The organism is Mycobacterium sp. Root265 (assembly GCF_001428895.1).
Lineage (GTDB): Bacteria > Actinomycetota > Actinomycetes > Mycobacteriales > Mycobacteriaceae > Mycobacterium.
Window position 1 is genome coordinate 166,762 of the sequence record NZ_LMJA01000009.1, and the last position, 13,286, is coordinate 180,047.

The 13,286-nt window shown below is 67.0% G+C and carries 14 protein-coding genes; 10 read left to right on the top strand and 4 right to left on the bottom strand.

All coding sequences use genetic code 11. From position 1 onward, the window contains the following. Positions 1–10: 10 nt before the first annotated feature. The 7 genes from ASE48_RS11015 to glpK all read left to right on the top strand — a co-directional run bounded on the left by ASE48_RS11015 (position 11) and on the right by glpK (position 6,745). Positions 11–319, top strand: coding sequence for a WXG100 family type VII secretion target (locus ASE48_RS11015; RefSeq protein WP_057167104.1), 309 nt, complete (start codon positions 11–13; stop codon positions 317–319). A gap of 35 nt (positions 320–354) precedes the next feature. After that, positions 355–651: a WXG100 family type VII secretion target gene (locus ASE48_RS11020; protein ID WP_057167105.1), complete on the top strand. Its 297-nt coding sequence runs from the start codon at positions 355–357 to the stop codon at positions 649–651. A 180-nt stretch (positions 652–831) separates the two neighbouring features. Further along, a complete protein-coding gene (locus tag ASE48_RS11025; RefSeq protein WP_057167157.1) occupies positions 832–2,112 on the top strand; it encodes a helix-turn-helix domain-containing protein in 1,281 nt (426 codons plus the stop codon). A 102-nt stretch (positions 2,113–2,214) separates the two neighbouring features. Next, on the top strand, positions 2,215–3,135 hold the full coding sequence (locus ASE48_RS11030) for an alpha/beta hydrolase (RefSeq protein ID WP_057167106.1): 921 nt from the start codon (positions 2,215–2,217) through the stop codon (positions 3,133–3,135). Positions 3,136–3,232: 97 nt separating this feature from the next. Then, a complete protein-coding gene (gene adh, locus ASE48_RS11035; RefSeq protein WP_057167107.1) occupies positions 3,233–4,756 on the top strand; it encodes an aldehyde dehydrogenase in 1,524 nt (507 codons plus the stop codon). A 34-nt stretch (positions 4,757–4,790) separates the two neighbouring features. Continuing rightward, the gene (locus tag ASE48_RS11040) at positions 4,791–5,219 is read left to right on the top strand and encodes a DUF779 domain-containing protein (protein WP_057167108.1); all 429 of its coding nucleotides are present in this window, start codon (positions 4,791–4,793) and stop codon (positions 5,217–5,219) included. An 8-nt stretch (positions 5,220–5,227) separates the two neighbouring features. Further along, complete coding sequence (gene glpK, locus ASE48_RS11045; RefSeq protein WP_057167158.1) at positions 5,228–6,745, top strand: glycerol kinase GlpK; 1,518 nt, start codon at positions 5,228–5,230, stop codon at positions 6,743–6,745. Between the two features lie 72 nt (positions 6,746–6,817). Here glpK and ASE48_RS11050 read toward each other — a convergent pair whose 3' ends face one another. Beyond that, complete coding sequence (locus tag ASE48_RS11050) at positions 6,818–7,216, bottom strand: GlcG/HbpS family heme-binding protein (protein ID WP_057167109.1); 399 nt, start codon at positions 7,214–7,216, stop codon at positions 6,818–6,820. A gap of 279 nt (positions 7,217–7,495) precedes the next feature. Here ASE48_RS11050 and ASE48_RS11055 point away from each other — a divergent pair, with 279 nt between their 5' ends. Next, on the top strand, positions 7,496–8,209 hold the full coding sequence (locus ASE48_RS11055) for an MIP/aquaporin family protein (RefSeq protein ID WP_057167110.1): 714 nt from the start codon (positions 7,496–7,498) through the stop codon (positions 8,207–8,209). 31 nt (positions 8,210–8,240) lie between these two features. Here ASE48_RS11055 and cobA read toward each other — a convergent pair whose 3' ends face one another. From cobA to ASE48_RS11070, 3 genes are all read right to left on the bottom strand, one after another. Continuing rightward, on the bottom strand, positions 8,241–9,392 hold the full coding sequence (gene cobA / locus ASE48_RS11060) for a uroporphyrinogen-III C-methyltransferase (protein ID WP_082614122.1): 1,152 nt from the start codon (positions 9,390–9,392) through the stop codon (positions 8,241–8,243). Then, positions 9,385–10,119 (bottom strand): response regulator transcription factor, encoded by a 735-nt coding sequence (locus tag ASE48_RS11065; protein ID WP_057167111.1) that lies wholly within the window; start codon positions 10,117–10,119, stop codon positions 9,385–9,387. Before ASE48_RS11065 ends, cobA begins: the two co-directional genes overlap by 8 nt. 69 nt (positions 10,120–10,188) lie before the next feature. After that, positions 10,189–10,914, bottom strand: a complete 726-nt coding sequence (locus tag ASE48_RS11070; protein WP_057167112.1) for a (2Fe-2S)-binding protein — start codon at positions 10,912–10,914, stop codon at positions 10,189–10,191. A gap of 205 nt (positions 10,915–11,119) precedes the next feature. Between ASE48_RS11070 and ASE48_RS11075 the strand changes: the two genes are divergently transcribed. After that, positions 11,120–11,548 carry a diol dehydratase small subunit gene (locus ASE48_RS11075; RefSeq protein WP_057167159.1) on the top strand — a complete coding sequence of 143 codons (429 nt, stop codon included), beginning with the start codon at positions 11,120–11,122 and terminating at the stop codon, positions 11,546–11,548. Positions 11,549–11,557: 9 nt separating this feature from the next. After that, positions 11,558–13,285: a propanediol/glycerol family dehydratase large subunit gene (locus ASE48_RS11080; RefSeq protein ID WP_057167113.1), complete on the top strand. Its 1,728-nt coding sequence runs from the start codon at positions 11,558–11,560 to the stop codon at positions 13,283–13,285. Position 13,286 lies beyond the last annotated feature (1 nt).

The following is a 13,286-nucleotide window of genomic DNA, read 5'->3' on the forward strand; positions in this document are numbered from 1 at the left end:
GAGGACCACCATGCCCGCACTGAACACCGATCTGGAACTCATGCACTCGGTCGCCGGCCAGATCGATGCCCGCAACCAGGAGGTCCGGGCCATGCTCGGCACCTTCATCGGACGCATGTGCAGCGTGCCGGCATCGGTATGGGGCGGTGCGGCGGCGGTCCGCTTCCGGGAGGTCGTCGACCGCTGGAACGCCGAATCGCTGGCGTTGCACAACGCCCTGGAGCGCATCGCCGAGACCGTTCGGCTCAACGAGCACACCCTGCGCGAGGCCGCCGAGGGCCACTCGCACGGCATCGGCGCCGTCAGCAATCAGCTGTAGCGAGAACCGAGCTGCAGAGATCAGGAGTCAGGAACATGGACATGATGTTGACCTACAACTTCGATGAGATCGAGTACACGGTGCGGCAGGAAATCCACGCCACATCGGCCCGGTTCAACGCGGCGCTGGAGGAGTTACGGGCCCAGATCGCCCCCCTGCAGCAGACCTGGACAGCCGAGGCCGCCGAGGCGTACCGCGCCGAACAGCTGCGCTGGAACCAGTCGGCGGCCGCGCTCAACGACATCCTCTTCCGGCTGGGCAATGCGGTACGCGACGGGGCCGACGATGTCTCGGCAACCGATCGCCGCGCAGCCGGCGCCTGGGGTCGCTGACCAGCGACCCGCGCCCATGACCCTGTGCGGTCCCGCTTCGGGGGAGAGACCGGCGGGACCGCACAGTCATGGCAAAGCGCCCCCAGGAGGGCGAATTCGATTCAGACTGTCAACCGTCAACTATCCTGATCTCATGCGCTGGTGCCGGCTCTTCGGCTGTGCGCGGGGAGTGTGAGCTTGGTGGCGATATCGAAGACGACCGGCGGCCGTGTGCCGCCGGCGCAGGTGCGCGCCGTCCATGACCTCTTCGTCGCAGGTGAGGTCGACGCGTCCTATCTCGATTCGGTGCCGCTGCGCCGGGTCGTCGCCGAGAGCTGGCAGCGCAGCCTGGCCACGGGTGTGGATCCGGACAGCATGGGCCGCACGGCCGAGGCCGTGAACGCGCTCGACGAGTTGCGCAAGACCCACCCGCTGGCACCGACGTTGCCGCTGATCCGGCGCCTCCTCGTCGAAGATGCGGTGGACGCGGGCGTCGTCGTCGCCATCACCGCCGCCGACGGCACGCTGCTGTGGGTCGAGGGTGACCGGCTGGCCATCCGCAAGGCCGAGGCGATGAACTTCGTGCCGGGCACCGACTGGAGCGAGAACATCGCGGGGACCAACGCACCCGGCACCGCACTCGCGCTGGACCGGGAGGTGCAGATCCGCGGATCCGAGCACTACTCCCGCATCGTGCACCCCTGGAACTGCACCGCGGTGCCCGTCCACGACCCCACCACCGGGGCGCTGCTGGGCGCCATCGATCTCACCGGCGGATCCCGCGTCGCCGCGCCGGAGACCCTGGCCTTGGTCCGGGCCACCGCCGTGGCCGTGGAAAACCAGCTCGCGCTGCTACGCCTGACCACTCCCGCGCAGCCCACCCCGGCCCCCGATGCGGCCGCCGCCCCCCGGCTCTCGGTGCTCGGTGCCGACCGGCCGCGCTGGCAGGCGGACTCGCGTTCCACCACGCTGACCGGCAGGCATGCCGACATCCTGGTGTTGCTGATCCGCCACCCGGAGGGACTGAGCGCCGACCATCTGGCGATGCTGCTCGACGACAAGGACCTCGACGTGGTGACCATCCGCGCCGAGATGTCCCGGTTGCGTCGGGTGATCGGCAACAGCTTCATCGCGTCCCGGCCGTACCGGCTGCTGGGTCCGGTGACCAGCGATATGGGCGACGTACTCGAGGCCTTGCAGGCCGGTGATGTCTCGGCCGCACTCACCGCGTACTCCGGCGCGCTGCTGCCGCAGTCGGTGTCACCGGCGATCGGGCGGCTGCGCACCGAGTTGATGACCAGCCTGCGCGGTGCGGTCCTGGCCGGCGCGGATCTCGGCCTGCTGCGGCGCTGGCTTGAACTGCCCGACGGTCGCGATGACCGGCGCGGGTGGACATTGCTGCACGACCACGCCGAAACCGACCCGGTGGCTCGTGCCGGCGCGCGTGGTCATCTGGCCGGGCTCGACTCCGAACTCGGCTGACCGCAAAACCTGAGCAGAACCCCGCGCGTCAGCTCTGAACTGCACCGACGGTGCCTCCGTAAGCGAGTTGTCAGCTCCGCGGTGGCACCCGACGATCGACACATGGATATCGACCGCTATGCCGCGTTCCTGCCCGCCGACCGTCGCGGCCCGATCGCCGCGCCACGGCAGACCTGGATGGACTGGCGCGGACGCCGCATCCACATCGCGCGCGGCGGAAACACCGACGGGCCTGTGCGCGGAATTCTGGTGCACGGCGGCGGCGGATACTCCGGCGCCCTGTGGCCATTGGCCGGGCTGGTCGCCGGCAACCGGGACGGAATCGGCGTGGAGATCGTGGCACCGGATATGCCGCTGTACGGCTACACCGAGGAACCCGCGCCGGGCCAGGTGCGCTACCCCGACTGGGTCGACCTGCTGTGCGACATCATCACCGCCGAACGTGCCCGCGACGACCGGCCGATCATCCTGTTCGGCGCGAGCATGGGCGGGATGCTGGCCTACGAGGCGGCGCATCGCACCGGCGCCGTCGATGCGGTGCTGGCGACCTGCCTGCTGGACCTGTCCGATCCGGCCGCGCTGGCGGCGGCCTCCCGAATCAAGGTCGGAGGCGGGCTCACGGGGCCGATACTGCGGGCGGCCGGCGCGGCACTGGGATCGGTCCGCGTACCCATACGGTGGATGGCCGACATGTCGGCGATGAGCAGCAATCCGGGCCTGTCGACACTGTGCGCCACCGACCCGCGTGGCGGCGGCGTCCGGGTGCCGATCGGCTTCCTGTCGAGCTGGCTGAACTACGAACACACCCCACCGGAGCGCTACCGCGGCGCCCCGGTCACCCTCGTCGCTCCGGCGGCCGACACCTGGACGCCCCCGGAACTGAGCGTGAAATTCCTGCAGCGGATCGCCGGCCCGACGCGCGTGGAGCTCCTGGAGAACTGCGGGCACTATCCGATCGAGGAACCGGGCCTGAGCCGGCTGGAGGCCGTCGGCCGAGAGGTGCTCGAGGCCGTCGTCGCGTAGGTCATCCGCATTGTCGCGTTGCAACCGTGATGCAACCTCTGCGCGCCTAAGTTGAGTGACGACCGACACACCTCGGTGTCACAACGCAGGAGAAGCCATGACTGTTTATGCACGTCCGGGCGCAGACGGCGCCCTGATGTCGTTCGACGCGCGATATGACAATTTCATCGGCGGCCAGTGGGTCGCACCGACCGCCGGCCGCTACTTCGAGAACCCCACCCCGATCACCGGCCAGGTGTTCTGTGAGATCGCCCGGTCCGACGAGTCCGATATCGACAAGGCTCTGGACGCCGCGCACGCCGCCGCTCCGGCCTGGGGCAAGACCTCGGCCGCCGAGCGCGCGCTGATCCTCAACAAGATCGCCGACCGTATCGAGGAGAACCTCGAATCCATCGCGCTCGCCGAGTCCTGGGACAACGGCAAGCCGATCCGCGAGACGCTGAACGCCGACATCCCGCTGGCCGTCGATCACTTCCGGTACTTCGCCGGATGCATTCGCGCGCAGGAGGGTTCGCTCTCGGAGGTCGATGAGGACACCGTCGCCTACCACTTCCACGAGCCGCTCGGCGTCGTCGGCCAGATCATTCCGTGGAACTTCCCGATCCTGATGGCCGTGTGGAAGCTGGCGCCGGCGCTGGCCGCAGGCAATGCGGTGGTGCTCAAGCCGGCCGAGCAGACCCCGGCCTCGATTCTGTACCTGGTGTCGCTGATCGGTGACCTGCTGCCCGCCGGTGTGCTCAACGTGGTCAACGGCTTCGGCGTCGAAGCCGGCAAGCCGCTGGCCTCCAGCAACCGGATCGCCAAGATCGCCTTCACCGGTGAGACCACCACCGGCCGACTGATCATGCAGTACGCCTCGCAGAACCTGATCCCGGTGACCCTGGAACTCGGTGGCAAGAGCCCCAACATCTTCTTCAACGATGTGCTGGCTGCCAACGATGCCTACCAGGACAAGGCGCTCGAGGGCTTCACCATGTTCGCCCTCAACCAGGGGGAGGTGTGCACCTGCCCGTCGCGCAGCCTGGTTCAGGCCGATATCTACGACGAGTTCCTGGCGATGGCTGCGATCCGCACCAAGGCCGTGCGCCAGGGTGACCCGCTGGACACCGAGACGATGATCGGCGCGCAGGCCTCCAACGATCAGCTGGAGAAGATCCTGTCCTACATCGAGATCGGCAAGAACGAGGGCGCCCAGGTGGTGACCGGCGGCGAGCGTGCAGAGCTCGGCGGCGATCTGAACGGCGGCTTCTACGTCGCACCGACGATCTTCACCGGCCACAACAAGATGCGGGTGTTCCAGGAGGAGATCTTCGGTCCGGTGGTCGCGGTGACCTCGTTCAAGGATTACGACGAGGCCATCAGCATCGCCAACGACACCCTCTACGGCCTGGGCGCCGGGGTGTGGTCGCGCAACGGCAACACCGCCTACCGCGCCGGGCGCGACATCAAGGCCGGCCGGGTATGGACGAACTGCTACCACCAGTACCCCGCGCACGCCGCGTTCGGCGGTTACAAGCAGTCCGGTATCGGACGCGAGAACCACAAGATGATGCTGGATCACTACCAGCAGACGAAGAACCTGCTCGTCAGCTACAGCGACAACGCACAAGGGTTTTTCTGATGAGAGCTTGCGCGAAGAAGATAGCGCACAGCTGATGGATTCCCCGGCAGCCCGGGTGTTGATCACCCGGGCTGCTGCAGGGCTGGTGGTGCATCTTCAAAACCGGAACGGCGCGTTGATGTTTCGTCAGTCCGGCGGCTTCGGTGTGAGCTCCACGCTCATGTGTCATCCCGTCGGTGAGTTCTCGATCGAGGACAGCGATGTGCTTCTCGGCATGCTCGACGTCGTCTCGGACCGCCAGCCGTACGGGGTTCCGGTATGGGTCTCGGGCCCGCAGGTGCCGGTGTGGGAGCACAGTCAATTGGTGATCGATGTGGAATCCGGCCGCGGTACCGGCTTCAGCCTGGAAGAATCAGAAGGGATGCGGTTCGTGTCGCTGGCCCGGGTCGTCCCGGCGCGCCACGTCGATGCGGCCCGCACACCCATCGCAGAACCCGCACGGGTACAACCCTTTCGACGCTAGGAGCAGTGTTGCCCGATTTCGTCGCAGCCATCGATCAGGGCACCACCAGCACCCGAGCCATGATCTTCGATCATGCCGGTGCCGAGGTGGGCCGTCACCAGCTCGAACACGAACAGATCATGCCGCAGCCCGGCTGGGTGGAGCACAACCCGGTGGAGATCTGGGAGCGCACCGCCTCGGTGCTGACCTCCGTGCTCAACAACACCAACCTGCAACCCGATGACATTGCGGCGCTGGGTATCACCAATCAACGCGAGACCACCCTGGTCTGGAATCGCAAGACCGGGCGGCCGTATTACAACGCCATCGTCTGGCAGGACACCCGCACGGACCGCATCGCCACGGCGCTGGACCGGGACGGGCGCGGTGATGTGATCCGGCAGAAGGCCGGTCTGCCGCCGGCCACCTACTTTTCCGGCGGAAAGATCCAGTGGATCCTGGAGAATGTCGCCGGTGTGCGGGAGGCCGCCGAGAACGGTGACGCGATCTTCGGCAACAGCGACAGCTGGGTGGTGTGGAACCTGACCGGCGGAACCCGGGGCGGAGTGCACGTCACCGACGTCACCAATGCCAGCCGCACCATGCTGATGAATCTGGAAACCCTGGACTGGGACGACGAGTTGTTGTCGTTCTTCGGAATTCCGCGCCAGATGCTGCCGGAGATCCGTCCGTCGTCCTCGCCGGAACCCTACGGCGTGACGCTCAGCACCGGACCCATGGGCGGCGAGGTCCCGGTGACGGGAATCCTCGGCGATCAGCAGGCCGCGATGGTGGGCCAGGTGTGTCTGAAGGCCGGCGAGGCCAAGAACACTTACGGCACAGGTAATTTCCTGTTGCTGAACACCGGTGAGAAGATCGTCCGGTCCACCAACGGGCTACTGACCACCGTGTGCTACCAGTTCGGCGATGCGAAACCGGTGTACGCGTTGGAGGGTTCCATCGCGGTGACGGGTTCGGCGGTGCAGTGGTTGCGCGATCAGCTGGGCATCATCAGCGGTGCGGCGCAAAGTGAGTCGCTGGCCAAGCAGGTCGATGACAACGGCGGGGTCTACTTCGTGCCGGCGTTCTCCGGGCTGTTCGCGCCGTACTGGCGTTCGGACGCTCGGGGTGCGATCGTCGGGCTGAGCCGCTACAACACCAATGCTCACGTGGCCCGGGCGACGCTGGAGGCGATCTGCTATCAGAGCCGTGACGTGGTCGATGCGATGGAAGCAGATTCCGGTGTGCACCTTGAGGTTCTGAAGGTCGATGGCGGTATCACCGCGAACAGTCTGTGCATGCAGATTCAGGCCGACGTGATCGGCGTGGACGTGGTCAAACCGGTGGTCGCCGAAACCACGGCGCTGGGCGCGGCGTACGCCGCCGGGCTGGCCGTCGGCTTCTGGGCGAACCCGGACGACCTGCGTGCCAACTGGCAGGAAGGCGAACGCTGGAGCCCGGAATGGTCGGAGGAACAGCGCAGCGGGGGATATGCGGGTTGGCAGAAGGCGGTGCAACGCACGCTGGACTGGGTCGACGTCTCGTAGTTCGAGTGCCCTGAAATGATTGCAGCCCTGCGGATTCCGATCCGCAGGGCTGCAATCTTTGGCGCTGTCGTGTCAGAGTGCCGCCACGCCGGCCTCGGCCACGCTGATGTCCTGGTCGACGCTTCCCGCGCTCACGCCGATCGCGCCGATGACCACGTCGCCGTCGGTGAGCGGGATGCCGCCGCCGAAGATCACCAGGCCGCCGTTGGTCTGCTCCAGACCGTAGAGTTCCGCGCCCGGCTGGGCGAGCGGCATGAGCGCACTGGTGGGCGCATTCATCAGAATTGACGTGCGCGCCTTGCTGATCGAGATGTCGATACTCGCCTTGATGGCGCCGTCCATGCGCGCGAACGCCACCAGGTGTCCGCCGTCGTCGACGACCGCGATGTTCATCGGCTGGCCGATCTCACCGGCCTTCTCGACCGCCGCTTCGACGACTTTGGTGGCCCTGGTCAGGCTGATGGCACTCATTGGAAGACCTTTCGAATCGGTGTTCCCGCAACCAATTTTGACGTTTACGGGGGCGTATTGCCTCGGTTCGATCATAATCTGAACCAACCCGGTGCGGCAGCCGTTTGGACGGCCATTGCCGATCGGCGGCAGACCCTAGCCAAAAACTCGCCAACCGATCAGTTGCGGTACTACCTCCGGTGAGGATGCCACCCAGGTTCCGCCGGTTTGCGCCCCCGTGCCGAGCATCACGACAACCATTGTGCAGCAGAGCATCTTGCCGATCAGATAGGTGGGTTCGTGGCGAACATCGACATCTTCGTATGGGAGTTCCTGGGCACCGCAGTGCTGTGTCTGCTCGGCAGTGGCGCGGTGGCCGCGGTGGCGCTGAAGAATTCGTTCTCCTATGGCGGCGGCGGCGATTGGATCGTGATTGTGCTGGGCTGGGGGTTCGGGGTGTTCACCGGCGCCAGCATCGCCGATCCCGCGGGAGGTCACATCAACCCGGCGGTCACTTTCGCGGTGGCATTGTCGGGCGACGTGCCCTGGTCGAGCGTGCCGGTGTACTGGGCGGCCCAGTTGTCGGGTGCCTTCGTCGGCGCCTCCCTGGCCTGGGCTGCCTTCAAGCTGCAGTTCGACAAGATGGACGACAATTCCGGAACGCGCGGGATCTTCTGCACCTCACCGGCTGTGCGTTCTTTCGGGTGGAACATCGTCACCGAGGTCATTGCCACCTTCGTACTGATCATCTGGGTCCTGACCAACCCGGAGATCAACACGACGCTGGGGTACGCGGCGGTCTCGTTCGTGGTGATCACCATCGGGTTCGGCCTCGGTGGTCCGACCGGTTACGCCATCAACCCGGCCCGCGACCTGGGACCCCGTATCGCGTACGCACTCTTGCCGATTCGAGGCAAGGCCAAGCCCGATTGGGCTTACTCGTGGGTCCCCGTGGTCGGACCGTTGCTCGGCGCCGCGCTCGCCGCCGGCGTGGCCATGCTGCTCCCGGCCTGAGCCCTACTCGCCACCCGATTCGCCGGCTGAATCAGCCGGCGAATTGTGCTGCAACAGGTACGTGACATTCCCCGGGTCGCTGCGCGCCTGCCCGCCGATCGCACTCGCCGGCCACAAAACCGGCCACCGCGCCGATGATGGTGGTGGCGGGCGGCTTGACTCCTGCGGTCCGTGCGGCAGCGCCGACGGTGCCGATGGTGGCACGGATCTCCTGCTGACCGGACAGGGTGCCGTCCGCGATCACCGCCGCCGGGGTGTCCGGGTGCATCCCGCCATCGACGAGGGCACGGGTGATCGTGTCGAGATTGGCCACGGCCATCATCAGCACGATCGTGGTGTTCGCCCGTGCCAGTGCCGCGTAGTTGACCGTGCACTCGGGATGGTCGGGTGGGACATGACCCGACACGACGGTGAAGCCTTGGGTCAGACCGCGGTGGGTGACCGGGATGAGCGCCGCGGCGGGCGCGGCGATCGCCGAACTCACCCCGGGAATCACGTCGACGGTGACACCGGCTCGTACGCACTCGTCGAGTTCCTCGCCGCCGCGGCCGAAGACGAAACCGTCACCACCCTTGAGGCGCACCACGATGCGACCGGCGCGGGCATGTTCGATCAGCATGGCGTTGATCGCGCTCTGCTCGGTGCGCCGGCCACCGGGGATCTTCGACACGTCGATGATCTGGGCTGTGGGCGCGATCTCGTGCAGAGCCCCCACCGGGGCCAGCCGATCGGTGACGATGACATCGGCCTCGCCCAACGCCGCATGACCGGCGACGGTGAGCAGACCGGGATCGCCGGGACCGCCGCCGACGAGCACGACCCTGCCGGTGCCCGCAGCGGCACCCGAGGACTCCGCGTGTCCGTCATCGTCCGGTCCGATGCAGAACAGGCCACGAGCCGTCGCCAGCGCGGCGAGCGCGCGGTCCGTCTCGGGGTCGCCGCTGTACGCACAGAGCAGATCGGCCGTGTCCAGGTCGGAGGCGCGGAATTCGCGCTGTTGCAGGGCGATCAGTGTGCGCTCGGCGAGATCCGCGAGATACGGCGCCGGCCGGGATGCGATGACCGTGACGGCCGCGCCCGCGGTCGTCAGTGCGCCGACCGCCGACAGTGCCCGGTCGGATGAACCGACCACCGTCACCGAACGGCCGCGCACCGGAAGCCGTACCGTCACACCCTCAGGCATTCCGGCGCCCACGCAGCACCGCGGCGACCAGGGCCGCGCGGCTGTGCACCCCGAACTTGCTCTTGATGTTGTGCAGGTGGAACTTCACGGTGGCCTGCGAGATGAACAAGGCACCTGCGATCGCGCGGTTGTCGAGTCCCTCGATGAGCAACCCGACGACCTCGCGCTCACGCCGGGTGAGCGTGCCCGATTCGCCGGGGCGAGCCTGCTCGCGCAGTTCGGCCATCAGGGTCTCGGTGCTGCGGGCATCGAGGGCGCGATGGCCCTCGATCACCCGCAGGACGGTGTTGCGCAGGTCCGCGGTCGATGAGCGACGGTCGATGACCGCGTCGGCGCCGGCCCGGACCAACGGCAGCGCACGTTCGCGCGGATCGTCGCCGTCGATGACGGCCAGGATCTTGGGCGCCGGGTCGAGTTCGGCCAGCAGCGACGCCAGGTCGGCCACCGCCTCGGCGCCGACGAACACGAGTGCGGGCCGCAACAACCGCAGCCGCTCGACGAGTCCGGGACCGTGCGCGAGATCACCCACCAGCTTGATCCCGACACCCTGGGTGACGACATGGATGAGGCCGTGCCGGAGCAACTCGTCGTTCATCACGAACACCGTCCGGATCGGTGCGGGTTCGATGAAAGATGCTGCTATATCGATGTTTTCGACTGAAGCGTCGGCATCGCCGACGCTGTGTTCCCGCTGGGTCGGTGCGTCGCGGGTCTGTGTCCAGCCCATGGTCGAACTCCGTCCTGCTGCTGAGCGGCGAATGCTAGCGCAGGCAGCGTTGCATCGACGTTGCAACGTTCACGGCGCGGCCTCGGGGACGAGCACGCAATCACCGCACAGCCCGGACCGTGGCGCCTGGTAGTACAGGCAGCAGCTCTGCCTGCGGAACCGGCCCTCGACGAACGTCCCCGTTCCGCGCAGCGGACCGGATGCCAGAAGCGCGCGCACCAGTGCCCGGCCCGACGCCTCCAGCTGCGGTCGCGACAGGGCCAGCACCGTCACCGCGCCGTTGGCGGCCGACGTGAGATTGCCCAGCGTGATCCGTGGGGACAGCGACACCAGGGTGTTCAGCCTGGTGCCCAGTTCCGTCAGCACAGGGATGACCGATTCCGCGATGACCTGCGCGGACGTCGTCGGATCGACCATCCGCCAGGCCGGATCGGGTACGGCGAACTGCGCTGCGTGCCCGTCGCTCGGCGTCCACCGCAGCGACTCGTGGTCGAGCACCGGTACCGCCCCGAAACACAACGCGCCGCCGATGACGGGTGAGAGCAGGCGCGCCGCGACGGCGAGCTGGAACGACGACGCCGCCATCCGGATCGGGATCTGGTCCGGTGCACAGTCCGCCGAGGCGGCGAAGGCGGCGCGGGTGCGGTCCACGTGCCCGGTGAGCACGGTGTCGGCGAAAAACTTTGACAGGCAGAGTGATTGGGTTCCAGCCTGGGTGGGAAGCGCGAAGTACCCGCCCAGCGCGCTCAACTCGGCCAGAAAGTCGGCGCGGGCAGGTGACGGCACATCGGTCATGGTGGGTGCACGGTAACCCGCAGGCCCGGCCCCGGACGAGTGGGTGGACCGAATACTGCCCGTACGGCCAGGTTGGTCACCGCTGGTGCAACGTTGTTGCAACGTGACGGGAGACACAATGGGCGGGTCGCGGTCATCCCGCGTCACACAAGCGAAAAGTCGGGTGGCCCCGCACCTGCGGTCACCCCTCACCTGGGAGCTGTGCATGACGGAACCGACCCTCGATCCAACGGTGGACTACCCGTTGAGCCTGAACCGGCAGGATCTGCTGTTCAGCCCCAACGGCAAACCCATTGCTGACATCACCATGGAGGCGGTGATGTCGGGCGAGGTGATTGCCTCGGACCTGCGCATCACCCCGCAGACGCTGCGACTGCAGGCTCAGATCGCCGAGAAGGTGGGTCGCAAGCAGTTGGGTGGCAACCTGCGCCGGGCCGCGGAGATGACCACCATCAGCGATGAGCGCGTCCTTCAGATCTATAACGCGTTGCGCCCCAACGCATCGACCAAGCCGGAACTCGAAGCCATCGCCGAGGAGCTGGAAGGCGAATACGGCGCCACCCTGCTCGCGGGCCTGGTGCGCGAGGCCGCTGACGTCTACGAGCGTCGCGAAATTCTCGCGACCAACGAATAGGAGAGATCGGTGACCGCAGTAACCCCGCAGGCGGCCTCGACCCCCAACACGGGTCAGAAGCGGCAGTCCGAGCGGACCAGGGTTCTCGAGGAACGACCGGTCAATCTGGACGGCTTCGTGCAGGAATGGCCCGAGGTCGGCATGGTCGCGATGGACAGCGAGTTCGACCCCGAGCCCAGTGTGCGGGTCGTCGACGGTGCGATCGTGGAGATGGACGGGCGCGCCCGCGCCGACTTCGACTTCCTGGACCAGTTCATCGCCGATCACGCTATCGATGTCGCGACCACCGAGCAGTCGATGGCGATCCCCGCGCAGGAGATCGCGGCGATGCTGGTCGATCCGCGGGTCACCCGCGACGAGGTGATCGCCGTGACCGGCGGCCTGACCCCGGCCAAGCTGCTCGAGGTCGTCAAGACGATGAACATCGTCGAGATCATGATGGGCATGCAGAAGATGCGGGCCCGCCGAACCCCCGCCAACCAGGCGCACTGCACCAGCGCCCGGGACAACCCGCTGCAGGTTGCGTGCGAGGCGGCGGAGGCGTCGCTGCGCGGTTTCTCGGAAGTGGAAACGACGCTGGGTGTGGTGCGCTACGCACCGCTGGTCGCGATGGCGCTGCAGATCGGCAGCCAGGTCGGCACCGGTGGACGGCTGACCCAGTGTGCGCTGGAAGAGGCCACCGAGCTGGAACTGGGCATGCGCGGCATCACCGCCTACGCCGAGACGATCTCCGTCTACGGCACCGAATCGGTGTTCGTGGACGGCGATGACACCCCGTACTCCAAGGCGTTCCTGGCCGCGGCGTACGCCTCCCGCGGTATCAAGATGCGGTTCACCTCCGGCACCGGTTCCGAAGTGCAGATGGGCAACGCCGAGGGCCGCTCGATGCTGTACCTGGAGATCCGCTGCATCCTGGTCACCAAGGGTGCCGGGGTGCAGGGCCTGCAGAACGGTTCGATCTCGTGCATCGGTGTGCCCGGTGCCGTACCCGCCGGTATCCGGGCGGTGGCCGCCGAAAACCTCATCGCCTCGGCGGTGGATCTGGAATGTGCCTCCGGCAACGACCAGTCGTTCTCGCATTCGCCGATGCGCCGCGTCGCGCGCCTGCTGCCGCAGATGATGCCCGGCACCGATTTCATCACCTCGGGTTACTCCGCAACTCCCAACTACGACAACATGTTCGCCGGATCCAACGTCGACGCCGAGGATTTCGACGATTTCAACACCATCCAGCGTGACCTGCAGATCGACGGCGGACTGCAGCATGTGAAGGAAGCCGACATCCTCGCCGCGCGTCACCGCGCGGGTAAGGCGTTGCAGGCGGTGTTCCGCTATCTGGAGCTGCCGGCGATCAGCGATGCCGAGATCGAGGCGGCGGTGTACGCGCACGGCAGTCGCGAATTGATCCCGCGCGACGTGTTGGAGGACCTCAAGGGTGCCCAGCAGGTGATGGACCGCAACGTGACCGGCCTGGATCTGGTCAAGGCGCTCGAATCGACCGGTTTCAGTGATGTCGCCGAGAACCTGCTGACCGTGCTGCGCCAACGTGTTTCGGGAGATCTGCTGCAGACCTCGGCCATCATGACCCGCGATCTGCAGCCGCTCTCGGCGGTCAACGACCGCAACGACTACGCGGGCCCCGGTACCGGTTACCGTCCGTCGGGGGCGCGGTGGGAAGAGATGAAGCGGCTGCGTCACGTGACGAGTGCCGAGAACCCAGAAGTAGAGGTGGACTGAA